General features: G+C 34.4%; 27 protein-coding genes. 15 read left to right on the forward strand and 12 right to left on the reverse strand.

Annotated features, from left to right (window positions below):
* Positions 1–22 precede the first annotated feature (22 nt).
* The gene (gene prmC / locus ACNQF6_RS03165) at positions 23–946 is read right to left on the reverse strand and encodes a peptide chain release factor N(5)-glutamine methyltransferase (RefSeq protein WP_417963181.1); all 924 of its coding nucleotides are present in this window, start codon (positions 944–946) and stop codon (positions 23–25) included.
* A 7-nt stretch (positions 947–953) separates the two neighbouring features.
* On the reverse strand, positions 954–1,439 hold the full coding sequence (locus ACNQF6_RS03170) for a GNAT family N-acetyltransferase (RefSeq protein ID WP_417963184.1): 486 nt from the start codon (positions 1,437–1,439) through the stop codon (positions 954–956).
* 139 nt (positions 1,440–1,578) lie between these two features.
* Between ACNQF6_RS03170 and ribD the strand changes: the two genes are divergently transcribed.
* From ribD to ACNQF6_RS03185, 3 genes are read left to right on the forward strand one after another with little or no spacing between them, the layout of a single operon-like run.
* On the forward strand, positions 1,579–2,622 hold the full coding sequence (gene ribD / locus ACNQF6_RS03175) for a bifunctional diaminohydroxyphosphoribosylaminopyrimidine deaminase/5-amino-6-(5-phosphoribosylamino)uracil reductase RibD (protein ID WP_417963186.1): 1,044 nt from the start codon (positions 1,579–1,581) through the stop codon (positions 2,620–2,622).
* Positions 2,615–3,217, forward strand: coding sequence for an HAD family hydrolase (locus tag ACNQF6_RS03180; protein ID WP_417963188.1), 603 nt, complete (start codon positions 2,615–2,617; stop codon positions 3,215–3,217). The genes ribD and ACNQF6_RS03180 overlap by 8 nt, the downstream gene beginning before the upstream one ends.
* A gap of 11 nt (positions 3,218–3,228) precedes the next feature.
* Positions 3,229–3,858 carry an IMPACT family protein gene (locus tag ACNQF6_RS03185; RefSeq protein ID WP_417963190.1) on the forward strand — a complete coding sequence of 210 codons (630 nt, stop codon included), beginning with the start codon at positions 3,229–3,231 and terminating at the stop codon, positions 3,856–3,858.
* A gap of 29 nt (positions 3,859–3,887) precedes the next feature.
* On the opposite strand, the gene ACNQF6_RS03190 is transcribed toward ACNQF6_RS03185, so the two are convergent.
* Positions 3,888–4,292: an acyl-CoA thioesterase gene (locus tag ACNQF6_RS03190; RefSeq protein WP_282714892.1), complete on the reverse strand. Its 405-nt coding sequence runs from the start codon at positions 4,290–4,292 to the stop codon at positions 3,888–3,890.
* Positions 4,293–4,476: 184 nt separating this feature from the next.
* Here ACNQF6_RS03190 and dnaA point away from each other — a divergent pair, with 184 nt between their 5' ends.
* From dnaA to ACNQF6_RS03215, 5 genes are all read left to right on the forward strand, one after another.
* Positions 4,477–5,904: a chromosomal replication initiator protein DnaA gene (dnaA, locus tag ACNQF6_RS03195; protein ID WP_035674283.1), complete on the forward strand. Its 1,428-nt coding sequence runs from the start codon at positions 4,477–4,479 to the stop codon at positions 5,902–5,904.
* A gap of 7 nt (positions 5,905–5,911) precedes the next feature.
* Positions 5,912–6,379, forward strand: a complete 468-nt coding sequence (locus ACNQF6_RS03200) for a low molecular weight protein-tyrosine-phosphatase (RefSeq protein WP_417963193.1) — start codon at positions 5,912–5,914, stop codon at positions 6,377–6,379.
* 63 nt (positions 6,380–6,442) lie between these two features.
* The gene (locus tag ACNQF6_RS03205; RefSeq protein WP_417963195.1) at positions 6,443–7,162 is read left to right on the forward strand and encodes an SAM-dependent methyltransferase; all 720 of its coding nucleotides are present in this window, start codon (positions 6,443–6,445) and stop codon (positions 7,160–7,162) included.
* A 158-nt stretch (positions 7,163–7,320) separates the two neighbouring features.
* A complete protein-coding gene (locus ACNQF6_RS03210) occupies positions 7,321–8,448 on the forward strand; it encodes a methionine aminotransferase (protein ID WP_417963197.1) in 1,128 nt (375 codons plus the stop codon).
* A gap of 79 nt (positions 8,449–8,527) precedes the next feature.
* Positions 8,528–9,409: an SDR family oxidoreductase gene (locus tag ACNQF6_RS03215; protein WP_417963199.1), complete on the forward strand. Its 882-nt coding sequence runs from the start codon at positions 8,528–8,530 to the stop codon at positions 9,407–9,409.
* A 169-nt stretch (positions 9,410–9,578) separates the two neighbouring features.
* On the opposite strand, the gene ACNQF6_RS03220 is transcribed toward ACNQF6_RS03215, so the two are convergent.
* The 4 genes from ACNQF6_RS03220 to ACNQF6_RS03235 form a co-directional block, all read right to left on the reverse strand.
* Positions 9,579–9,893, reverse strand: a complete 315-nt coding sequence (locus ACNQF6_RS03220) for a hypothetical protein (protein ID WP_417963201.1) — start codon at positions 9,891–9,893, stop codon at positions 9,579–9,581.
* Positions 9,894–9,963: 70 nt separating this feature from the next.
* Entirely contained in the window at positions 9,964–10,494 is a 531-nt protein-coding gene (locus tag ACNQF6_RS03225) for a YceI family protein (RefSeq protein WP_417963203.1), read from the reverse strand.
* Between the two features lie 46 nt (positions 10,495–10,540).
* Positions 10,541–11,293, reverse strand: coding sequence for a pirin family protein (locus ACNQF6_RS03230; RefSeq protein ID WP_417963205.1), 753 nt, complete (start codon positions 11,291–11,293; stop codon positions 10,541–10,543).
* 90 nt (positions 11,294–11,383) lie between these two features.
* Positions 11,384–11,965, reverse strand: coding sequence for a Crp/Fnr family transcriptional regulator (locus ACNQF6_RS03235; RefSeq protein ID WP_417963207.1), 582 nt, complete (start codon positions 11,963–11,965; stop codon positions 11,384–11,386).
* Positions 11,966–12,116: 151 nt separating this feature from the next.
* On the opposite strand from ACNQF6_RS03235, the gene udk reads away from it, so the two are divergent.
* From udk to ACNQF6_RS03260, 5 genes are all read left to right on the forward strand, one after another.
* On the forward strand, positions 12,117–12,725 hold the full coding sequence (gene udk / locus ACNQF6_RS03240; protein ID WP_417963209.1) for a uridine kinase: 609 nt from the start codon (positions 12,117–12,119) through the stop codon (positions 12,723–12,725).
* A 152-nt stretch (positions 12,726–12,877) separates the two neighbouring features.
* Positions 12,878–13,198, forward strand: a complete 321-nt coding sequence (locus ACNQF6_RS03245; protein ID WP_282710459.1) for an FtsB family cell division protein — start codon at positions 12,878–12,880, stop codon at positions 13,196–13,198.
* Positions 13,199–13,260: 62 nt separating this feature from the next.
* A complete protein-coding gene (locus ACNQF6_RS03250; RefSeq protein ID WP_417963212.1) occupies positions 13,261–14,625 on the forward strand; it encodes a methylmalonyl-CoA mutase subunit beta in 1,365 nt (454 codons plus the stop codon).
* A 67-nt stretch (positions 14,626–14,692) separates the two neighbouring features.
* Entirely contained in the window at positions 14,693–16,831 is a 2,139-nt protein-coding gene (gene scpA, locus ACNQF6_RS03255; protein WP_417963214.1) for a methylmalonyl-CoA mutase, read from the forward strand.
* Between the two features lie 313 nt (positions 16,832–17,144).
* A complete protein-coding gene (locus tag ACNQF6_RS03260) occupies positions 17,145–17,441 on the forward strand; it encodes a hypothetical protein (protein ID WP_417963216.1) in 297 nt (98 codons plus the stop codon).
* A 411-nt stretch (positions 17,442–17,852) separates the two neighbouring features.
* Here the strand turns inward: ACNQF6_RS03260 and ACNQF6_RS03265 are convergent, their stop codons facing one another.
* The 5 genes from ACNQF6_RS03265 to dapF all read right to left on the reverse strand — a co-directional run bounded on the left by ACNQF6_RS03265 (position 17,853) and on the right by dapF (position 22,007).
* A complete protein-coding gene (locus tag ACNQF6_RS03265; RefSeq protein WP_417963218.1) occupies positions 17,853–18,500 on the reverse strand; it encodes a peptidoglycan-binding protein LysM in 648 nt (215 codons plus the stop codon).
* Positions 18,501–18,597: 97 nt separating this feature from the next.
* Positions 18,598–19,476 carry a DUF2279 domain-containing protein gene (locus tag ACNQF6_RS03270; RefSeq protein ID WP_417963795.1) on the reverse strand — a complete coding sequence of 293 codons (879 nt, stop codon included), beginning with the start codon at positions 19,474–19,476 and terminating at the stop codon, positions 18,598–18,600.
* 44 nt (positions 19,477–19,520) lie between these two features.
* Entirely contained in the window at positions 19,521–20,561 is a 1,041-nt protein-coding gene (mltG, locus tag ACNQF6_RS03275; RefSeq protein WP_417963220.1) for an endolytic transglycosylase MltG, read from the reverse strand.
* An 89-nt stretch (positions 20,562–20,650) separates the two neighbouring features.
* Positions 20,651–21,184 (reverse strand): GNAT family N-acetyltransferase, encoded by a 534-nt coding sequence (locus tag ACNQF6_RS03280; protein ID WP_417963222.1) that lies wholly within the window; start codon positions 21,182–21,184, stop codon positions 20,651–20,653.
* A gap of 19 nt (positions 21,185–21,203) precedes the next feature.
* On the reverse strand, positions 21,204–22,007 hold the full coding sequence (dapF, locus tag ACNQF6_RS03285) for a diaminopimelate epimerase (RefSeq protein WP_417963224.1): 804 nt from the start codon (positions 22,005–22,007) through the stop codon (positions 21,204–21,206).
* Positions 22,008–22,145: 138 nt separating this feature from the next.
* On the opposite strand from dapF, the gene ACNQF6_RS03290 reads away from it, so the two are divergent.
* Together ACNQF6_RS03290 and ACNQF6_RS03295 are read left to right on the forward strand one after the other, a co-directional pair.
* Positions 22,146–23,546 (forward strand): S1C family serine protease, encoded by a 1,401-nt coding sequence (locus tag ACNQF6_RS03290; RefSeq protein ID WP_315207325.1) that lies wholly within the window; start codon positions 22,146–22,148, stop codon positions 23,544–23,546.
* Positions 23,547–23,704: 158 nt separating this feature from the next.
* The gene (locus tag ACNQF6_RS03295; RefSeq protein ID WP_417963227.1) at positions 23,705–25,153 is read left to right on the forward strand and encodes a glyceraldehyde-3-phosphate dehydrogenase; all 1,449 of its coding nucleotides are present in this window, start codon (positions 23,705–23,707) and stop codon (positions 25,151–25,153) included.
* Positions 25,154–25,264: the final 111 nt, after the last annotated feature.

Raw genomic sequence — 25,264 nt, forward strand, 5'->3', positions numbered from 1 at the left:
TTCGCATAAACAACAACAAAATTTAGATGCGATTGCTTCGTTCCTCGCAATGACAACTAAGCATCCTGTCATTGCCGTAAATATCTTTTCGTAATTCGATGGTTGCGAAATTCATTTTTTCGAGTAAATCAACCATTTCTTTGCCTAAATATTGATTGATTTCAAAATACAATTGCCCATTTTCAGAAAGGTTTTTCTGAGCCAATTCGGCTATTTTTTTATAAAAAATCAACGCATCATCATCTGCTACAAAAAGTGCCAAATGCGGTTCATTGTCCAATACATTTTTCTTAATTTCTTCCTTTTCTAAATTTCGAACATAAGGCGGATTAGAAACAATAATATCAAATTGTTGTCCCAACCCTTCGACTGCGCTCAGGGAGACAACATCAAGAATATTTTGATTGATAAAAGTAACATTGACGGAATTATTTTCTGCGTTTGTTTTGGCTGTAGCCAAAGCCTTTTCAGAAACATCAATTGCAAAAACTGTGGCATTTGGAAGATTTTTTGCCAATGAAATGGCGATACAACCACTTCCTGTTCCAATATCCAAAATTTTTAAATCTTTTAAGCTTTCTCCCGAAGTTTCGACTTTCGACTTTTGACTTTCTAAAATCCATTCGACTAATTCTTCGGTTTCAGGTCTTGGAATTAAAACGTTCTCATTGACTTCAAAATCCAATCCATAAAAACTGGTTTTTCCTAAAAGATATTGTACTGGAATTTCCAGTTTCAATTGTTCTAAAATCGAGTTCCAAACTACGATTTCTTCCTCCGAAAAAACTAAATCAGGATGCAACGCCAAGTCTATTCTTTTCAATTGATGTTTTTCTTCTAATATTAAATAGAAAAAACTCTCTGCTTCTCCAGCATCATAAATTGGAGTCAGTTCTTGAATAAATTGGGTTCTGTATTTTTTAATTTCAAAAGAGCTCTTTTTCATTTAAAATTTATAATGTTTTAAGCATCCAAATAGGACAACTGGTATGACCTGTACTTCCCATAGGAGAACAAATGTATTCAAAACCTACTTTCTTATAGAGTTTTTGAGCATCAAGCATAAAAGGCATCGTTTCCAAATAGCATTTTTCAAAACCAAAATCTTTGCCACTTTGTAAACATTGAGCCATCATTTGGCTTCCAATTCCAAGTCCCCGGGTTTCTGGGAGAAAATACATTTTTTGAAGTTCACAGATTGTTTCCGCTTCATTTTCAAGTGGTGCAACACCGGCAGAACCTATGATTTTTCCATCCTTTTCGACAACATAATAAACAGATTTTGGCTTATTATATTCCTCAAACATTAAATCCAAATACGGATCTTCATAAGCCGTTCCTACTTTTGGGATGTTTAATTCGTCAAAAACTGCTCTTATCAATGCAGCAACTGCTTGATTGTCCTCTTTTTTTATTTTTCTAATACTGTAATTTTCCATTTTCTTCAAAAGCTAATTTTACCTGCAAAAATAGAAATTGTTTAGTGTTATTTTAGAAAGTTTCAAAACTAATATCGTCCCGATCCCGAAGTTTCGGGGCGGGATTGGGACTAAACTCAAAAATAACTACTTTTGTGTTGTGAAAATACATGAAAAATACATCCGACGTTGCATTGAATTAGCCAAAAATGGTTTGGGAACAACGTACCCAAATCCTTTGGTAGGCAGTGTTATTGTTTATGACAACAAAATCATTGGCGAAGGCTGGCATAAAAAAGCAGGAGAACCGCATGCTGAAGTAAACGCTGTGAATTCTGTAAAAGACAAATCGTTGTTAAAAAAAGCGACTATTTATGTGAGTTTAGAACCGTGTAGTCATTTTGGCAAAACGCCACCTTGTTGCGATTTGATTATCAAAAATAAAATTCCAAATGTAGTTATTGGAACTGTTGACCCTAATGTAAAAGTGGCAGGAAACGGAATCAAAAAACTAATGGAAGCCGGAATACATGTCACTGTTGGAATTCTCGAAGAAGAATGCAATGAGCTTAATAAAAGGTTTTTTACATTTCACGAAAAGAAAAGACCCTATATTATTTTGAAATGGGCCGAAAGCCAAGATGGTTTTATCGCGCCAAAAGAAAAATCAGAAAAAAAACCAGTTTGGATTACAAATCAATATTCGAGACAATTAGTACATAAATGGAGAACGGAGGAACAAGCCATTCTGGTGGGAACTCAAACTGCCATTGATGACAATCCAAAATTAAATGCACGGGATTGGTCAGGAAACAACCCGATTAGAGTAGTTTTAGACCAAAACAATCGCATTCCAAAAGACAATTACATATTTGATAATCAAGTTAAAACAATCCTATTTTCTAAATTCAAACAACCTATTGAAAAAGAAAATAGTATCTTTGAGTATATTGATTTTGAACAAAATATAGCAACCCAAATAATACAATCACTATATCAGCATCAAATTCAATCCATTATTATAGAAGGCGGACGACAAACTTTACAAACATTTATTGATGCCAATCTTTGGGACGAAGCTAGAATATTTATTGGAAGTGTCGAATTTAAGGAAGGAACAAAAGCTCCAAATCTTGCTAAAAACCAGTTCAAAAAACAATCTATTGGTAATGATCAATTAATACTATCTAGAAACTATGATTAATACTATAATTTTTGATTTTGGAGATATTTTTATCAACTTAGACAAAGAAGCCCCTATTGTCGAGTTTACTAAATTAGGTTTAAAAGAATGGACTGAGGATTTAAATGAACTCAATATATCATTTGAAAAAGGAAAAATTTCTGAAATTCAATTTATTGAAGGATTCCAGAAACACATGCCTAATGCTTCGATAGACGAGATTAGAAGCGCTTGGAATACCATTTTATTAGATTTCCCATTGTACAGACTTGAGTTTTTACAAATGCTTTCGCAAAAATACCGCTTATTCCTACTAAGTAATACAGATGCAATTCACATCGATAAATTTCAGCATACAGCCGGAATGACCTTTTACAGAGAATTTTATGAATGTTTTGAAAGGGTTTATTTTTCTTTTGAATTAGGCATGCGAAAACCTGACGCAGAAATTTTCAATTACTTGGTAAAAAAATATGAATTAACACCAAAACGCACTTTGTTTATTGATGACAAAAAAGAAAATACTGATGCAGCACTTGCATTAGGATTCCAAGTTTGGAATTTACAAGTAGGAAAAGAAGATGTTGTCCATTTATTTGACAAAAAAATAATTTAGAAAAGTAGCTTTTGGAATTTAAAGACACCTACAATACCATTGAATTTCCCTCTGATGAAGTATTATTCAAAGAAAAAAACAGTAAATTTTTTGGTTACGCCTTTCCAATTCAATCGGAAGAAGCAGTAAAACCACTAATCGAAACCTTAAGAAAACTCCACCCTAATGCAGGACATTTTTGTTATGCGTATCAAATAGGTGCAGATTCTATAACGTATAGAGCTAATGATGATGGCGAACCAAGTAATAGTGCAGGAATGCCTATTTATGGACAAATTCAGTCTTTTTCTGTAACCAATATACTTATTGTTGTCGTCCGAATATTTGGTGGCGTGAAATTAGGTGTTGGAGGATTAATTTCTGCTTATAAAACGACCGCACAAATAGTTCTGGAAACCTGTGAAATTGTCGAAAAAACGATAGATATTCATTTTTCAATCACATTTGATTATCAAAATATGAATAAAGTGATGCGGGTAATTAAGGAAAAAAAACTTGAAATTGTAAGTCAAGAAATGGAAATAAATGAAGATTCAGGACTTCCGATAGGCAAAATTGAAATAAAAACCCGAAAAAAAAATGCCGAAATGGTATTCGACATTTTTAATTCAATGTTTGAAATCGATATAAAACGAATCTAATTTCTACTCAAAATTGCTTATTTTATAATTTATTCTATTGTTTTTAAGAGTTCTAAAATATAATCTGGCGGAGCGGTAGGACGACCTGTTTTTAAGGACACAAAAACAAGGATAAATTGGGCAGTTGTTAATAACTCATCAGACTCATTATAAATAGCGCAATCAAATTCTATCTTCACAGAACTCTGACTTTTGAAAACAGTGTGAACGGTAAGCAACTCATCATAGCGAGCTGATTTTTTATAATTTATATTCATGGAAACTATCGGAAGTGCAATTCCACTTTCTTCCATACTTTTATACGAAACCCCTTTGTTTCTAAGCCATTCCACTCTTCCTATCTCAAAATAAGGGATGTAATTTCCGTGATAAACAACGCCCATTTGATCCGTTTCAGAGTAACGCACCCTAACTTGTATTTGATGATCTTTCATTAATTATTTATTAAAAATTTTAAATTCAAAACGTTCCTTACGACAATAATTTGGAAAATTATTGTCCAATATATTTTTTTTTACAGAAATTTGTTCACATATTTGTTACCCCGATAAATAATAAGAAAACATCTTTTTTTTTGTAAGATAACAATTACCAATTAAAAATAATTTAACAGAATATATGAACAAAACTGCTCAATCAGTATGGGAAAACTGTTTGTCTTTCATAAAAGACAACATTCAGGATCAAGCTTACAAAACTTGGTTCGAACCAATCAAATCAGTTGAACTTACCGATAACGCATTATATATTCAAGTTCCAAGTAAATTTTTCTATGAATGGCTAGAAGAACACTATGTAAAATTATTAAAAGTTGCACTTACTAAAGAACTTGGGAAAAACGCAAAGTTACTCTATAAAATCAGAATGGAAAACACTTATGGTAACAAACAGCCGTTTACGGAGCAATTACCAAGTGCCAACAGAGTTCCTATGAAGCCGCAAGAGGTTGATGCTCCATTCAAAAACTTAAACCCTGAATTAAAAAATCCATTTGTAATCCCAGGAATCCGAAATTTAAAAATTGAATCTCAACTGAATGCTAATTACAGTTTTGATAATTTTCTAGAAGGAGATTCTAATAGACTTGCGCGTTCTGCAGGTATGGCTGTTGCCAATAAACCTGGAGGAACTTCATTTAATCCGTTGTTGATTTTTGGAGGAGTTGGACTAGGAAAAACCCACTTAGCTCACGCTATTGGTGTAGAAATAAAAGACAAGTACCCAGAAAAAACAGTTTTATACATTTCAGCTGAGATTTTCACACAACAATATATTGACTCGGTTAAGAAAAACAACCGAAATGATTTCATCCACTTTTATCAATTAATTGATGTTTTAATTATTGATGATGTCCAGTTCCTTTCTGGAAAGTCTGGAACGCAGGATGTATTTTTCCATATCTTCAATTATTTACACCAAAATGGTAAACAGGTAATCTTAACATCTGACAAGGCGCCAGTTGACATGCAAGATATTGAACAACGATTATTATCGCGTTTCAAATGGGGATTGTCTGCTGAATTGCACCAACCGGATTATGAAACCAGAATTTCTATCCTAAAAAATATATTGTATAGAGATGGTGTAGAAATCCCTGAAGAAATAATAGAATATGTTGCCCGTAATATCAAATCGAATGTAAGAGAACTGGAAGGAGCCATCATTTCCCTGATTGCACAATCTTCATTTAATAAAAAAGAAGTAACACTAGAATTAGCCAAAAGTGTTGTTGAAAAATTTGTTAAAAATGTAAAACGAGAAATTTCTATCGATTACATTCAAAAAATTGTTTCGGATTATTTCCAATTGGATTTAGAGACATTACAATCAAAAACTAGAAAAAGGCATGTTGTTCAAGCCCGACAATTGGCAATGTTTTTTGCGAAAAAATTCACAAAAGCATCTTTAGCAAATATTGGTTCTCAAATTGGGGACAGGGATCATGCTACCGTATTACATGCTTGCAAAACCGTTGATAATTTAGTTGCTACCGACAAACAATTCAAGAAATTTGTTGAAGATATCAATAAAAAATTAACGCTGTAAACGCATCATGTCAGTAAAAATTTTAATGGTCTGTTTAGGCAATATTTGCCGATCCCCTTTAGCCGAAGGCATATTAGCCTCCAAGCTCCCAAAAAACAAATTCATAGTCGATTCAGCAGGAACTGGTTCTTGGCATGTTGGCCATAAACCGGATGACCGTTCTGTTGCCGTGGCCAAAAAAAATAAAATAAATATTTCAAATCAAAAAGGAAGACAATTCAGCAAATCTGATTTCGATTCGTTTGACTATATTTACGTAATGGACAATTCTAATTACACCAATGTCATTGAACTTGCTGAAAATCAAGAACAAATACAAAAAGTTAAGCTAATTTTAGATGAATTATTTCCAAATGAAAAAGTAGATGTTCCGGATCCTTATTTTGGTTTACCCAATGGATTTGAAATAGTGTATATTATGCTTGACGAAGTTTGTAATGCAATTGCAACAAAATTAATAAATAAACATCCTTAAAATTTTAGCTTTAAAATTTTCCTAGAAAACAAGTAGAAAAATTTACTTAACAATACTTCAGCAATGGCATCAATAATATTAGGGAAACTGTATTTAATACCTACAACAATGGGCGATTGTGACCCCATGGATGTATTACCGCAAACTATCAAAAGAAGCATCGACCTCATTGATTCCTATATTGTTGAGAACGACAAGACAGCTCGAAAATCAATAAAAATTGTTAATCCAGAAAAAAAACAAGCAGATTTAAAACTGTTTATTTTAAACAAACACACCGAGACCAAGGAACATTTGGATTTTATTAAACCCTTGTTAGCTGGAGAAAACATGGGCTTAATGAGCGAAGCAGGTTGTCCAGGAGTTGCTGATCCTGGTGCTGTAATCGTTAAACTAGCGCATGAAAAAGGAATTCAAGTTATTCCGCTGGTAGGTCCTTCTTCTATTCTTTTAGCAATGATGGCCTCCGGAATGAATGGACAAAGTTTTACTTTTCATGGCTACTTGCCTATTGAAAAAGACGAAAAAAAAGCAAGCTTTAAAACTCTAGAAAGAATCTCATTTGAGAAAAACCAATCTCAAATTTTTATTGAAACTCCATACAGAAACAATAAATTATTAGAGGATTTAATTCAAACCTTGCATCCCGAAACGCATTTGTGCATTGCTACGGACATTACTTTACCTACAGAATACATTAAAACCAAAAAAATTGCGGCTTGGAAAAAAGAAACCATCGATTTGCACAAACGCCCCACAATTTTCATCATTCATAAGATGTAATTTTGTTAAAATCAAAAACTTAAAAATTTTGAACTTATTTGAATGTATTCAATTAATTTATAACCATATTGCAATACTAAATCATTTTAAAGCGCATAATATACAAGACAATTCTAATAAAAATACCTATTTTTATACTAAGAATTAATGCCCTTATTATGAGTAAATTGCCTAATATTAGTACGAGTATTTTTACGGTTATGTCGCAACTGGCAGCTGAATATAATGCCATCAACCTTTCTCAAGGTTTTCCAAACTTTCCTGTTGACGAAAGATTAACCGATATTGTCGCTAAACTGGCCATAGAGAATGTGCATCAGTATACGCCTATGTCTGGCTATTTACCATTATTATCAAAAATAGCGACACTCGTTAAACACTCCTACGGAAGAACCATTCAGCCTGAAACGGAATTACTAGTTACCGTCGGAGCGACACAAGCCATTTTTACCACCATAACAGCTTTGGTGAAAAATAATGACGACGTAATTATCTTAGATCCAAGTTATGATTGCTATGAAGCACCCGTATTATTGTGCAATGCAAATCCAGTTCGGGTAGCACTGAATGATGATTATACTCCAAACTGGGAAATTATCGAAAAAGCGTGTACTGCAAAAACCAAAATGATTATCATTAATAATCCGCATAATCCAACGGGGAAAATTTTAAAAGATTCCGATTTTGAAGCTCTAGAAATCTTATTGGAAAAATATCCGGATATCGTACTTCTTTCTGATGAAGTTTATGAATACATCACTTTCGAAGAAAAACACATTTCAGCTCATACTCGTAAAAAACTATTAAATCGTAGTGTGATGGTTTCCTCTTTCGGGAAATCATTCCATGTTACGGGTTGGAAAGTGGGCTATTTAGTAGCACCCGAATATTTGATGAAAGAAATCAAAAAAGTGCATCAGTTTTTAGTTTTTAGTGTAAATAGTATTTGTCAGGTTGCTATTGGCGAGTATCTAGATATCGTTTCTATTCCAGAAATCGGGAAATTATATCAGGAAAAACGGGATTATTTCAGACAATTATTAAAAAACAGTCGCTTCGAACTCATCCCTTGCGAGGGAACTTATTTTCAGGTCGCTTCGTATGCAGCTATATCAAATGAAAGCGATATTGATTTCTGTAAACGCCTCATTACTGAACATGGCGTAGCTGCAATTCCTATTTCTACTTTTTATGCCGATGGAAAAGACCTGAAATTAATTCGGTTTTGCTTTGCCAAAGACAATGCTACGCTGGAAGAAGCCGCTAAAAGATTGTGCGCCATCTAAAATGAGTATTGAAATTTATTTTTATTATGCGTGCATACTATTTAATTTTATTATATTTACAATAAAAAAATATCAAAATATGAGCTATACAGATAAAATGTTACGCGACGATGCCCTAAAAGGCAAAGTAATTGTCGTAACCGGAGGCGGAAGCGGTTTAGGAAAAGCAATGACTAAATATTTCTTGGAATTAGGAGCGCAAGTTGCTATTTCGTCTAGAGATATAGAAAAATTAAAGAATACTGCTGCTGAACTAGAAAAAGAAACGGGCGGAACATGCCTACCTGTTCAATGTGATGTGCGTCATTATGAAGAAGTGGAAAATATGCTACAAGAAGTTTTGAAAGCTTTTGGTAAAGTAGATGTTTTACTGAATAATGCTGCTGGAAATTTCATTTCTCCTACTGAAAGATTATCTGCTAATGCCTTTGATACTGTAATTGATATCGTTTTAAAAGGATCCAAAAACTGTACGCTTGCTTTTGGAAAACATTGGATTGATACCAAACAAAAATCATCTACCATTTTGAATATTGTTACGACTTACGCCTGGACAGGTTCTGCTTACGTGGTGCCTAGTGCTACTGCAAAAGCCGGAGTTCTTGCCATGACACGAAGTCTTGCGGTAGAATGGGCAAAATATGGAATTCGTTCTAATGCAATTGCCCCGGGACCATTCCCAACTAAGGGCGCATGGGATCGTTTATTACCAGGAGATCTAGCCGAAAAATTTGATATGGCTAAAAAAGTACCGTTAAAACGTGTGGGAGATCATCAGGAATTAGCCAATCTAGCGGCTTATTTAGTTTCTGACTTTTCTGCATACATCAACGGAGATGTTATAACAATTGATGGTGGTGAATGGTTGAAAGGTGCCGGACAGTTCAATTTACTTGAAGCAATTCCCGAAGAACTTTGGGATCAACTTGAAATGATGATTAAAGCAAAGAAGAACAAATAATAGTTTTATATAAAACAAAAAAGAGAGTCACTTGGCTCTCTTTTTTAGTTGACACTACTAAATATTTTAGTAAACATCCTATTTTATAAATTTAACCATTAAGAAATTAAGAAGAATTAAGAAGTGGTGCTTAATTTTTCTTAATTTCTTAATGGTAAAAAAAGAGTTTTTAATTTTTATTGTTTTCCAAGGCCAGTAAAATTTCACTTTTCAGCAAACCACTTCCACCGCCATAATGCTGAACAATAATTATATTTGGATTCTGTTTATTGAAAAAAGTGCACAAATTAGTTTCACTTTCTTCTTGAATTCCGGAACCTAACAATACAAGTGAAAAATCTTTTCTTATAAAAATCTCCTTAGCTTCCTCATCGTTCATAACGCCTACTCCATTCCAATTCTCGTTTGCATTTATTAATCGGACTACAGTTGCCAAAATCTCGAGATGTCTTCCTATGTATAAAATATTTATGGTTTCCATCATTGCAATTTTTAAAAAACACAAACCTCAAGAGAAATAATTCTTTGAGATTTGTGCTTAATTTATTTTAAAATTATTGTTGCACAAATTGCAATTCGATATTCAAACGAACTTCTTCGCTTACTAAAACACCGCCAGTTTCAAGAGCCGAATTCCAGTTTAATCCCCAATCTTTTCTGTTGATTTTTCCTTCTAATGCAAGTGCCATTTTAGTATTTCCCCATGGATCTTTCATTAATCCGCCATATTCTACTGCTAATTTCACTGATTTTGTAACACCGTGTAAACTTAAATCACCAACCAATTCATATTCACCCTCATTAATTTTGGTGAAAGAAGTAGCGCTAAATTTAATTTCTGGAAACTGAGCAGCATCAAAAAAATCTGGGCTCAATAAATGAGTATCTCTATCTGCATTTCCAGTTGTTATCGAATCAATTGCTCCGGTAAATTCAATTTTTGCGTTTTCAAAATCATTATCTTCTGATTCAATCGTTGCATCAAATTTTGAAAATTTACCTGAAACATTGGTGAACATCATGTGTTTCACTTTAAAACCAATTTCTGAGTGTGTTGGGTCAATTACCCATTTTGTTGTTGACATAGTATTCTTATTTATTATTAGTTAATGCTATTATTCGCTTATTTAATTACAATTTCATTGGCACTTCCATCAATAAGATTTCGGCATTGGCTGAATTAGCGGTAATTTTAATTGCATCGGTATCCCAAATTCCTAATCCGTCACGTTCATTTAAAGCAATGTCTCCTATGGTAAAATCTCCATTCAAAACAAAAGCATAAATTCCATTTCCTGGTTTTTTCAATTCATACGAAGTAGAAAAATCATTGTCAAACTTTCCAATATGAAACCAAGCATCTTGATGAATCCAAACGCCTTCATCTTCTGGATTTGGCGATAAAATTTGTTGTAATTTATTGTGACGATCGTTTAAATCTAAAGTGATTTGGTCATAACGAGGTGTTACATTTTTTTGATTTGGATAAATCCAAATCTGTAAAAACTTAACCAACTGATCTTTGTTTTTATTGTATTCGCTGTGAAAAATCCCAGTACCGGCGCTCATCGCTTGAATATCACCTTCTTTGATTACGGTAGTATTTCCCATACTGTCTTGGTGTTCTAAATCACCTTCGAGCGGAATAGAAATAATTTCCATATTATCATGCGGATGTTTCCCAAAACCCATTCCTTGATTGACTCTATCATCATTCAAAACGCGCAACACTCCAAAATTCATTCGTTCTGGATTGTGATAATTTGCAAAACTAAAAGTGTGATAGGATTCTAACCAACCGTGATTGGCATGACCGCGAGTATCCGCTTTATGCAAAACTGAATTCGTAATTGCACTGTCTATTATTTTATCTGTATTTTCCATTGTCGTGTTCTTTACTATTGTGGTACAAAGTTGCGTCAAAAAAAAAGCGTATGCATTGAACTAGGACAAGAAATGAAAAATAACTAGAATTTAGTGTTTGGCGATTTTAGTTCTTATTTTACTTAGAAATTCGGCAGAAATACCCAAATAAGAAGCAATATAATGCTGGGCAACGCGCTGAGAAAGTGTGGGATAATGGTCGAGAAACTCTAAATATTTCTCGGTGGCAGTTTTAGAAATAGTATTAAATAAACGATCTTGAGTAACCGCAAGACTCCTTTGCATTAGGATACGGAAAGCGCGTTCAAACTTAGGTCCTCTGGCAAATAATTCTTCTTTAGTGTCTGGGCTAAACATAAAAAACTCACAATCTTCCAATGTTTCGATATACACCCTACTTGGTTTCTCTTCATAAATACTAAAAGAAATATCGCTTATCCACGCATTTTCGATGGCAAATTGTAGAATGACTTCAAAACCATTGGCATCAATATAATATTTGCGGACACAACCTTTGATTACAAAAGCTTCAAAATTGCACATTTCGCCTTCATGAAGTAAAATCGTTTTCTTAGGAACCGTTTTATATTCCAATAAAGAATTGAAAATTTCTAATTCTTTCGGTTCAAAAGTAACATAGCGACTTATATTTTTATTGATTTGTGAATACAAAGCAGTCTGTTTTAGAAACTAAAGATAGAAAAAAATGTCAATTAATAACGAGCAATAAATATATTAAATCAGCAACATTTCCTCAAAAAACAAAATCCACTCCCAATTAAATTCCTATTTTTGTCCCGATAAAATACATAACAAAAAAATTATGCTAATTATAGGAATTGCAGGTGGTACAGGAAGCGGAAAAACAACCGTTGTACATCAAATCATGAATGAATTACCCGAAACCGAAGTAGGAATTATTTCGCAAGACTCATATTACAAAGAAAATCATGGACTTTCATTTGACGAAAGAGCATTAATTAATTTTGATCATCCCCGTGCCATTGATTTTGAATTATTGGTTACTCACCTTAAAGAATTAAAAGAAGGAAACAATATCCACCAGCCCGTTTATTCGTTTGTAACGCACAATAGAACGGACGATACCGTTTTCACACATCCTCGAAAAGTGATGATTGTAGAAGGTATTTTAATTTTGGCAAACCCAGAATTAAGAGAATTATTTGATGTAAAAATATACGTTCATGCTGATTCTGACGAACGATTAATCCGCCGTATGAGACGTGATATCGCTGACCGTGGCCGGGATATGCATGAAGTAATCAACAGATATCAAACAACATTGAAGCCAATGCACGAACAGTTTATAGAACCAACAAAAGCATTTGCAGACATTATTATACCAAACGACAAATACAATACGGTAGCCATTGATGTAGTTAGAGCGGTAATAAATCAAAAAATTCTATAATTTAGTTGTAATTTTAATGTAATAATTATTAGGAGCTATTTCCCGTCTCGTCCTGAAGACGAGATTGCAATCTTTATAGTAGGTGAATCTTCCTTCGTCATCATCACCTACTAAAAGAATTTTCACTATAATCGGGGCTAAAAAAAATAAAAATGACAAATCCATATAAAGACAAACCTTGGTTTAAATTTTTAAGTAACAAATATGTCTGGGTGTTGTTATTTTTTACTACTTGGATGATTTTCCTGGACAACTATTCTTATTTCGGACATCGTGTTTTAGACAAACAAATCAACGAATTAGAAGACAATGCAAATTATTATAAGGAAGAAATAAAAAAGGACCAAGAGAATATCAAGCAATTAAAAAATTCAGAACAGATAGAAAAATACGCCCGAGAGAAATACTATATGAAAAAAGATAGTGAAGATATTTATATCATTGAATTCGAAGGTGACACGATTGAAAAATAAAACACCAAGTTTCAGCTCATTTCCAATAGGAAAAAGCTGAAATTAGGAAAACCATAAACAAAATGACAACAAATCTTTTCGATGATTTCAATCCCATTTCCTCCAAACAATGGAAACAAAAAATCCAATTTGAACTCAAAGGAGCGGACTATAATGAAACGGTAGTTTGGAATTCTCCCGAAGACATTCAAGTAAAACCATTTTATCATAAAGATGAATTTTCCAAATCTTTTTCGATAGCTACAAAAGCAACTGAATTCAAAATTTGCCAAAACATATTTGTCTACGATGTTGAAAAATCAATCGAAAGAGCATTAGATTCCTTGAGTCGTGGTGCAGACAGCCTTCGTTTTACAATAGAAAACGAATCGATTGATGTCACCAATCTATTGGAGAAATTACCTTTAGAAAAAGTTACCGTTTATTTTAATCTGGGGTTTATTTCAATCGATTTCGTAAAAAAAATAGATGCTTTTGCAAAGAAAAATAATATCATTATTTTTTGCAATTTGGATCCAATTGGGCAATTAGCCAAAGACGGGAACTGGTTTACAACTAAAGAAAAAAATAATTTCGAAACACTGAATTTACTTTCGACTGCAACACCATCTGTATCGTTAATAAGCATTAATGCGGCATTGTATCAAAATGCCGGTGCCAACATGGTGCAGCAAATTGCCTATAGTTTAGGACATGCCAATGAATATTTCAACAGGGTTGAAGCTATAAACAAACCCATTGTTTTTGAAGTAGCCGTTGGGACAAATTACTTTTTTGAAATTGCAAAACTGCGTGCGTTGCGATTAATTTTTAATCTGATTGCCAAGGAATACAACCACAATTTAGATTGCAACATTATCGTTTCTCCTACAAAACGAAACAAAACATTATACGATTATAATGTAAACATGTTACGTACCACAACTGAATGTATGAGCGCAATTATTGGCGGAGCGGATGCTATTGCTAATTTGCCTTATGATGCCTTGTACCACAAAGACAATGAATTTGGTGACCGAATTGCGCGAAATCAATTGTTGATTCTCAAAAACGAAAGTTATTTTGACAAAGTTAATAATCCGGCTGATGGCAGTTATTATATAGAAAATCTTACCAATCAATTAGCTGAAAAAGCATTGGCTTTATTCAAAGATATTGAGGCAAATGGTGGTTTCTTGAAACAACTTAACGATGGAATCATCAAAAGGAAAATTCAAGAAAGCGCTGATACGGCTCAAGCATTATTTGATAACGGTAAAGAAATTTTATTGGGAACAAACAAGCATCCTAACAAGCAGGATAAAATGAAACACGATTTAGAACTGTTCCCTTTTGTAAAAGTCAAACCAAGAAAAACATTGATTACACCAATAATCGAAAAACGTCTGGCAGAAAAAATAGAACAAGAGCGACTTGGTCTCGAATAACATTCAGCAATTTCGGCTAATTAAAATTAAAAATTCATCAGCATTCGTGTAATTTGGTACTAAACAAATGAAAAGAAAAGATTTACAACATATAAAATTAGAAAGTACACCGTTGAAAGTGGAGAATGAAAATTCTTTGGCTGATGCATTTCTAACCGCAGAAAGAATCGAACTAAAACCAACATATTCAGAACAAGATATTGAGAACATCAAGCATCTTGATTTTGGGGCTGGTTTTGCACCAAATTTACGCGGACCTTACGCTACGATGTACGTCCGCAGACCTTGGACAGTACGCCAATATGCAGGATTTTCAACCGCTGAAGAAAGTAATGCCTTTTATAGACGAAACTTGGCTGCGGGTCAAAAAGGACTTTCAATCGCTTTTGATTTACCCACACATCGCGGCTACGATTCGGATCATGAACGTGTGGTAGGAGATGTAGGAAAAGCTGGAGTTGCGATTGATTCCGTGGAAGATATGAAAGTATTATTCGACCAAATTCCGCTAGATGAAATGTCCGTTTCCATGACGATGAATGGCGCTGTTTTACCTATTATGGCTTTCTATATTGTCGCCGCCGAAGAACAAGGCGTAAAACCCGAGTTACTTTCCGGAACGATACAAAATGACATTCTGAAAGAGTTTATGGTGCGTAATACTTATATATATCCGCCAACGCCTTCTATGAAAATCATTGCAGATATTTTTGAATTTACTAGCAAAAAAATGCCCAAATTCAACTCGATTTCCATTTCTGGATATCACATGCAGGAAGCGGGAGCCACTGCTGATATTGAATTGGCTTACACGCTGGCCGATGGATTGGAATACATTCGAACAGGATTAGCAACCGGAATGAAAATTGATGAATTCGCTCCACGACTTTCCTTTTTCTGGGCAATTGGAATGAACCATTTTATGGAAATTGCCAAAATGCGTGCAGGAAGAATGATCTGGGCAAAACTGGTAAAACAATTCGAACCAAAAGACGATAAATCATTAGCCTTGCGAACCCATTGCCAAACTTCGGGTTGGAGTTTAACGGAACAAGATCCTTTCAACAATGTGGCACGAACCTGTATTGAAGCAGCCGCAGCCGCTTTTGGAGGAACACAATCTTTACATACCAATGCTTTGGATGAAGCCATAGCTTTACCAACGGATTTCTCGGCTAGAATTGCCAGAAACACGCAACTCTATTTACAAGAAGAAACTAAAATCACAAAAACTGTTGATCCTTGGGCCGGTAGTTATTACGTAGAAAGCTTGACGAATGAGATTGCCGAAAATGCTTGGAAACTTATTGAAGAAGTGGAAGAGCTGGGCGGAATGACCAAAGCCATTGAATCTGGAATTCCGAAACTTAGAATCGAAGAAGCGGCGGCCAGAAAACAAGCCAGAATAGACAGCGGACAGGATATTATTGTGGGCGTGAATCAATATCGATTAGAAAAGGAAGATCCGTTACAGATTCTTGATGTGGATAACCAAATGGTTCGCAAGCAACAATTGGAACAATTAGACCGAATCAAAGCGACCCGAGATACAGAAAAAGTTCAAAATTCATTAAAAAAACTAACCCTTTGTGCACAAACAGGAGAAGGTAATTTACTGGAAATTGCCGTTGAAGCCGCTAGAAACCGAACAACATTAGGAGAAATCAGCGATGCACTGGAAGCGGTTTTTGGAAGATACAAAGCACAAATTAAATCCTTTAGCGGTGTGTATAGTAAAGAAATAAAAGACGACAAAAGTTTTGAAAAAGCAAAACAATTAGCAGATGAATTTGCTAAAAAAGAAGGACGCCGCCCTCGAATAATGATTGCCAAAATGGGACAAGATGGGCACGATCGTGGCGCAAAAGTGGTGGCTACTGGTTATGCCGATGTAGGTTTTGATGTTGATATTGGGCCACTTTTTCAAACACCGGCTGAAGCTGCAAAACAAGCAGTTGAAAATGACGTACATATTTTAGGGGTTTCCTCTCTTGCAGCAGGACACAAAACACTTGTACCACAAGTTATCGAAGAACTAAAAAAATACGGTCGGGAAGATATTATGGTGGTTGTAGGAGGAGTGATTCCTGCCCAAGATTACCAGTTTTTATTTGATGCCGGTGCGGTTGCCGTATTTGGACCGGGAACAAAAATCAGTGAAGCTGCCATTAAAATATTGGAAATTTTAATGGGCAGTTTCGAATAAAAAAGAACACTATAATTGTCAATTCTATCTAAAGCACTAATCTAAAGATTGGTGCTTTTTTTATTAAAAAGGAAAAACATACTATTCCTATTAAAAAAGAAATGATTTAATCGATTTTATTAACATCAGTTATGGTCTAAATTAACGCAAAACACTGAGTTAAAAAGCTAAATTTAAATAAGCATATTAAATTGTAAATTACTGATATATACAATTAAACAACTAAAGAAAGGGAAGTAAAACAGTAAGCCTTAGACTATATTAGTTTATTACAATTACGAAAAATCATTAATTAATTTAAAACTTAAATATTATGAAAGCACTTATTATTATACTTTTTTTAAGCGTTACAATAGCATCATACTCCCAAGAAAATCCAAAGGAAAAAATTAAAATCGAAAAATTACCCGTTGTGGTTATTAAACGAGTTGGGTCAGATTTTTCTGTTTATATTCCTGACAACATTCCTGACCAAAGAGTACAAACTGTAAAAGAAAAATTTATTGCCTTTGATTTAGGTAAAGATGCCAAAGGATTTGAAAAATACCTTGTAATAATGGAAGTGAAAACGGCTCTTAGACCGCCACTTACAATGAAAACGGAAAATTAATACCCGTTATGGAAGAATTCAAAAATGCAAAACTTCCCGGACTGGTTCTCAGTTCTATTTATCGAGCATATCTCAGTTGGTCAATTGTAAATGACAGTTTCCTATATTCACAGACATAAGGTATATTATCAAAAAAAAAGATTAAAATCAAAAAAAGATAAGGAAACCATGAAGTTAGTAGTGCGTCCCAATGGAGAAATTCTTAAAGCAAAATAATACCATTCGTTATTATAAAATAGTCCAATTGTCAGTTCGAGTGCAGTCGAGAACCGTTATGATATCTCGACTGCGCTCGATGTGACAAAAAATAATTGGACTATAATGAAGTAATCAATGGTATAACTCCATTTATAATAAAAAAGGCTGCCTGAATATAATTTCAGACAACCTTTTTTATTTTGTTGAAACTATTTAAATCTGTATGTTTTTTACATTTGCATTGCCATCAGCAACAATAAATGAGGTATCAAAACCACCAAATAGTTTCATATATGTTCTTATGGAAGTTCCATAAGCATCTCTAAAATAACGTTTCCCCTTATTTTTAAAATACTTTTTTACTGATCCTGCACCGCCAAGGTGAGCCGCAGCTAAAATTCCAGATTCAGTAACGTGTATTCCGTTTATTATTGTTCCTTCGTATTTTTCAATCTCTTTTTTCAGTTCCCATTTATTTTTAGCTAAGAGTGCTATAAATGCTTTTTCCTGTAATTCCGGACTGTTCAAAAAAGCGGAGCTGTTGTGAACTCCAACAGACTTTAAAGTTTCAATACCAAATTGGTATTTCCCTAAATATCCTAAAGAATTGATTTTTTTATATTTACTTTCAGATTCTCTGTATCCAATTGCTTCCTTAAAGCCAACGAAAAAATTTCCAGTAAAAGGGATGTTCGAATTGATGTAATCTTCTTGCTTTTCAGAAGGAAATAAGTAGTGTGTTCCTTCTTCTTCATTGATAAGAAACCAAGGGCTGGTTTCTAAGTTAAACGGTTTAAAACCTGAGCTTAAAAAAACTGTAATTACAGTCAGACTAGTGTAAAAATACCACTTCTTTATCATAAATTGTTTTTCTTCAAAACGCTGTCCCGTTAAGAAATTTCTATGTGCAAAGATACAACAAAAATAATTATACTGATAATCAAGTGGTTAAACTTTTCTAAAAATAGATGAAGTGGTATTTTATATCGTTAAAATGCACAAATTCGATTGTCGGTGCAGGAATTTTAACTGTATTAAAAACGGAGAAAACGGTCTTGAAAAAATGGGATTTGGTCTTAATTTTTGTCAAATCTACATCCAAACTCAGATAAAATTGTCTGAATCTTTGCAGATTTGAAGTTAAAATGGGGACACTATCTTCTTTATTTCCGGTTATCATACCATCAGCCCCATAACCCAAAGCTAAGTTGAGCCATTTGGGTATTTTTGAGCCTTTAGCAAAAGAATGTAAATTGACCGAAAGCCAATAGGTTTGTCCATTGTAATCTTTTAGAATTTGCTCTGTTAATGAACTTCCTAAAACATCAGGTCTGTAACTGGCATATTTTGTGGTATGGAAAGAAAATTTAGGGGTAATACGCTGTTCCTTCCAGATTAATTCTTGTGAAACATATAAAGCCGTCCCGGAAGCATTTGCAACAACATCACCCAGCGAAGCGCCCCATTCAGAGGAATAGCCATCTAAAACCTCAACAGCTGTTAAAAACGCAAAGCCCAATCCTGCTCCATAAAGCACCTGATTTTTTTTAGAAGTGCCACTCCATTGTAGCATTTCGGAACCAAATCGTCCCAAATGGTACGACGAAAACACATGACCGGCTTTATCCATTTGGAGCCACTCAGCATTGTCATTTATAAAATGAAAATCAGATTTGGGATACTCAGCATACCAAGCTTGATTCAAACCTATTAAAGTTCCCGTAGCCAAAACTGCTTCGGAAATAACAACTGCATTTTGTCTTTTAATGTCTAGAGAATCGGATGGTTTGAAGAAACTATCTGCTGTATTTTGAGCAAAACCAGTTTGGAAAATCATCCAAAACAGCAACAAAAAGACAACTTTTTTATTCCGCCCCAAAACTATCTTTTTACGCCTTGACTGTTGATCCAATCCGAATATTTTTTGGCGTTTTTATTGTGTTCCTCTAATGTAGCGGCAAACTCGTGGTATCCAAAGCGCTCTACACTGGCGCAGAAGTAGATGAAATTATTTTTCTCAGGATCTAAAACAGCTTCTAATGCTGTAATATCAGGCATAGCGATAGGTCCCGGAGGAAGTCCCACATTCATATACGTATTGTAGGGATGACTCATCGTCAAATCATTGTAAAAAACTCTTTTGATGACTTGATCAAAATCATTCGATTTCTTCTTCATCGCAAAAATAACTGTTGGATCAGCTTGCAATGGCATTTGTGCTCTTAACCGATTCAAATATACGCCTGCAATTCTAGGTCTCTCGTCTTTTTTAACAGATTCTTTGTGTACGATTGAAGCCAAAATAGTAGATTCAATAGGTGTTAATCCTTGTTTTTGCGCTTTGGCAACTCTTTCTTTATTCCAGAAATTACGGTATTCTTTAATCATTTTATCGCGGAACTTTTCAGCCGTAGTATTCCAATAAATTTCATAGGTATTAGGAATAAATAGTACCAAAACGTTCTCTTCATTGAACCCGTTTTCTTTCAAGAAAATAGAATCTTTAAACGAATTTAACAAAGACAAACTGTCGGCTTCTATTTGAGAACCTACACGTCCGGCTAAATTTTCCACTCGCTCCTGATTATTGAAAGCCAATTTCACAGGTGAATTAAGTCTCAAGGTTTTTACTAATTCATAACTGTTCATTCCTTTTGTGAAAAGAAAACGACCCGGAATTACATTTTCAGAATAGCCTCTCTTATTAGCCACCATTTCAAAACGTTCCATATCCTCAACATACGGTGCAATTATTTTCTTTACATCTTCGTATTTAGAATCTGTGGGAACATAGACATAGACTTCTTTATCGGTAAATTTTGTGTTAGCAGAAAAAATCTGTTTTAATAATATTAATCCATAAATCATTAATATTGATATTAAAACAACAGAAGCAATGGTGATAATTTTTTTAATATTCATATGTGGTATTATTTTTTTATGGAATCACAACAGTGTCATTCTTCCTATTCATTTGATTTTGAAACGGTACTGATTCAAAACTAAAAAATTTAAAATTTAGTATTGATTAATTGAAAAATAACTTCGTCTTTATAGACGCCGTTCACAAAGGTCCAATCTTTCTTCACGCCTATAATTTCGAATCCAAATTTAGTAAAAAGTGCTTTACTAGCTTCATTTTCGGTTCCTATATTTGCATATAATTGATGTAAGTTAAGATTGCAAAAAGCATATTCAATTAATAACCCCAAAGCTTCCGAACCAATATTCTGTTTTCGGTTTTTGTTGTCTTGGATAACAATACCTACTCCTGCCCTGTTATTCTTTGGATCAAAATCAAATAAATCGATTAAACCCAAAGCGGGGAAATCCTGATCCTGACAAATAGCCAATCGCAATTGCTTGGCCTCATAAATATCCTGATGGGCATTTTCTAAATATTGCTTGACTAAAAATCGGCTGTAAGGCGTATGTGTATTACTGACTTCCCAAATACTCTGGTCATTTTCTATCGCATACACAAACTCCAAATCATTGGGTTCTAATGCACGAATATAGATATTGTCGCCTTTTAATGTTTTCATCTTTGATTTAGAATTTTATTTAAATCTCAATCGTTCCTTTAAATACAAATTCCGCTGGTCCTTTCAGAAAAACATGGGTAAACTGCCCATCTTTTTTGTCAAAAGAAACGACTAATTTTCCGCCTTCGACGTTCAAATCAATGGAAGAAGCATTTGTTTTTCCTAAAACATTCATTGCAATTGCAACTGCTGTAGCGCCTGTTCCGCAAGAAAGCGTTTCATCTTCAACGCCTCTTTCGTACGTTCGTAGCGAAAAAGTGGTGTCATCAATTTGTTTGACAAAGTTGATGTTGCTTCCTGCTTTCCCGTATAAATCTCCGTATCGAATGGCCGCTCCGTTTTCCTTTATATTGTAATTTTCTAAATCGTCTACTAGTTGCACATGATGTGGCGAACCTGTATTCAGAAACACATGATCTGGACTTATTTTTACCTCTTCAACATCAATCATTTGAAGTGAAACCAATCCGTCATCGCCAATTGTCGCGTGGTGCAAACCATCTGTTGCTATGAAAGTAGTTTCGTTCTCGATTACGTTCAGCTTTTTGGCGAAAGCCACTAAACAGCGTCCACCATTGCCACACATAGAACTTTGGTTTCCATCTGAATTGTAATAGACCATTTTGAAATCGGTGGCCGTTGCGAGATTCGAAGCAATCGTGTCATTTTCCAATAAAATCAGACCATCGCCACCTATTCCAAAACGTCTGTCGCATAAACGGGCAATCAGTTGTGTATTCTCTTTTGGGAAAAATTCCGAACGATTATCAATCATCACAAAATCATTTCCTGTTCCTTGGTATTTATAAAATTCTAGTTGCATTTTAATTTGTATTGAGTCCAACAAAAGTACGAACTATTAATGAAATGTTAATCATTGTTAAAGAGCGTTAAACTACATTTTCCGAATCAATTTTAGTTTTATTTTTACGGGTAAATATCTTAATAAACGAATTTAATTATGAAAAAATTTTCAACACTATTTATGGTTTCCCTGTTGAGCGGAGTAGTAACACTAGGTTCATACAAATTATTATTTGACACCAATGGATATTTTTCTAATGATAAAAATTCAGGAGTCACAACGGCATCCGATTCTTACGGAAAGAAAGTAGGATTATCATCGGATGTACTTGATTTTACTGAAGCAGCAGAAAAAACTATTCATACGGTTGTACACGTAAAAAACGTCTCCCGCAGAACGATTACAAATCCCATTTTAGAATATTTTTATGGGTATAAAGGCGGGCAATCCCAGGAACAAGTAGGAACAGGTTCCGGTGTAATCATTTCTGAAGACGGTTATATCGTAACCAATAATCACGTAATTAAAGGTGCATCAGAAATTGAAATTACCTTAAATAACAAAAAATCATATGTGGCAAAACTCATTGGAACCGATTCTAAAATGGACATTGCTTTATTGAAAATTGACGCAAACGAGAAATTACCGTATACTGTTTTCGCTAATTCTGATTCGGTTAAAATTGGAGAATGGGTTTTGGCAGTCGGAAATCCATATAATTTGACTTCCACGGTAACAGCTGGAATTGTTTCGGCGAAAGCCAGAGATTTAGACACCAGCGGAATCCAATCTTTCATACAAACTGATGCTGCGGTAAATCCTGGAAACAGTGGGGGCGCCTTAGTCAACACACGTGGTGAGCTGATAGGAATTAACACGATGATTTCCTCCATGACCGGTTCTTATGTAGGTTATTCGTTTGCGGTTCCTTCGAATATTGCCCGAAAAATCATTGAAGATTTAATGGAATTTGGAAATGTGCAACGTGGAATTCTTGGCGTTGAAGGAGGCGAATTGAACAGCATTAGTTCAAAAGAATTAGGTATAACACAAACACAAGGATTTTACATTAATAAAGTAACTAAAAATTCCGGTGCCGAAAAATCAGGACTTGAAAAAGGCGATGTCATCATCAAATTAGACGAACAAAATGTGGCAACTTTTGCGGATCTTTCTGGGTACATCAATACGAAAAGACCAAATGATAAAGTTCAAGTTACTTATATCAGAGATGGAAAAACCAGAGTGGTTCCTGTAGTTTTAAGCAAAAATGAATTTTTCAATGCGGAATTCAAGGGCATCGAATTAGAGAATATTGAAGCTGCTGACAAAAAGAAGTTTAAAATTGATTACGGTGTACGAATCAAATCCATAAGCAGCCAAAACTTGAAACAATACGAAGACGAGTTAATAGGAAATATTATCTTGAGTATTGACAATGTAAAAGCTACTGATGTGGAAACCGTTTCTAAACTTTTAAGTAAAAAAGAGGAAAGCCAAACGGTACGTATCGAAATGATTAATAAAAACGGAGAAATTATGCGTGTGATTCTCTAACGCATCCCCGCTTTAAAAAACCAAAGCCATCTTGAAAAAACAAGGTGGCTTTTTTATTTTATAAATAATTCATAAAATACGTTACGAAATCGATTGAAATGGGTACTTTTGCGCAAATTTTAAAAAATACAATTACTTATTTTCATTAAATTTTCAACATGGCAACCACAACTTTATACGAAAAAGAAGTTACTTTTCAAGCCGACAGGCGACGTGCAGGAGTAAAACTGATTAAAATTATCAGCGATTTATGGTATGATAAATCCATAGAAATGGTTTTATTTCGAAATCAATTAATTGATAGAAATGTCAGCGATATTATCAACCTGCATGAATATGCTGCTGAATTTGTAGGCAAACCCATTTCAGTTTTTGATTCGGTTAAAATTGCAAAAGCGATTTTAGAATTGAATCTACCACCTGCAAAATTGGACATTGGCAAGCTGACGTACGAATATGGTTTAGAAGAAGATAAATATCCAGACGCCAAATATTTTGTCATTGACAAACTTAAAAACGCCAAGAACTCTGAGGACATTCAGCCGAAAGATGTTGTACTGTATGGTTTTGGGCGCATTGGTCGATTATTAGCCCGAGAATTAATGTCTAAAACCGGAAAAGGAAGTCAAATGCGATTGCGCGCTATCGTGACACGCGATAAAAATGATGCTACTTCTCTAGAAAAAAGAGCTTCTTTATTGCGATACGACTCTATTCACGGTGATTTTCAAGGATCAGTAAATGCTGATACTGAAAATAATGCTTTGATTATCAACGGAACAACTGTTCACGTTATTACGGCAAACGGACCTGAAGAAATTGATTATACGCTTTTTGGAATTGACAATGCATTAGTAATTGACAACACAGGTGCTTTTACAACCCATGAAGCATTAAGCCGACATTTGGTTTCCAAAGGTGTGGATAAAGTATTGCTTACCGCTCCCGGAAAAGGAGTTCCTAATATTGTTCACGGTGTAAACCATAACGAATACAATCCGGATGAAATCAATATTTTTTCAGCGGCATCTTGTACTACAAATGCGATTACGCCAATATTAAAAGCTGTTGAAGATACTTTAGGAGTTGTCAAAGGACATCTGGAGACCATCCATGCGTATACTAACGACCAGAATCTTGTGGATAATATGCACAAAAAATACCGTCGTGGTAGAGCTGCAGCCTTAAATATGGTGATTACTGAAACGGGGGCCGGAAGTGCTGTTGCAAAAGCATTGCCGTCATTGGAAGGAAAATTAACCTCAAATGCAATTCGAGTGCCAGTTCCCAACGGTTCATTGGTAGTCTTGAATTTGGAAGTATCTAAAAAAACATCCGTTAAAGACATCAATGCCATCATGAAAAAATACGCATTGGAAGGCGAATTGGTGGAGCAAATCAAATATTCTTTGAACAACGAATTGGTTTCTTCGGATATCGTGGGAACATCAGCTCCTGCTATTTATGACAGTAATGCCACAATCGTTTCTGCCGATGGAAAAAACATCGTGTTATACATTTGGTACGATAACGAATACGGATACAGTCACCAAGTAATCCGATTAGCAAAATATATTGCTAAAGTAAGACGTTTTACGTATTACTAGCCTATAGATTACAGGTTGATGGTTGCAGATTGTAATTTTTAGTTTTTTAGTTTTTAGATTTAGATTGAAGAAAGCAGCAACCCAGCCTGAATTAAATAGAAAATCCGTCGC

Source organism: Flavobacterium pasteuri, from assembly GCF_048286615.1.
Classification (GTDB): Bacteria; Bacteroidota; Bacteroidia; order Flavobacteriales; family Flavobacteriaceae; genus Flavobacterium.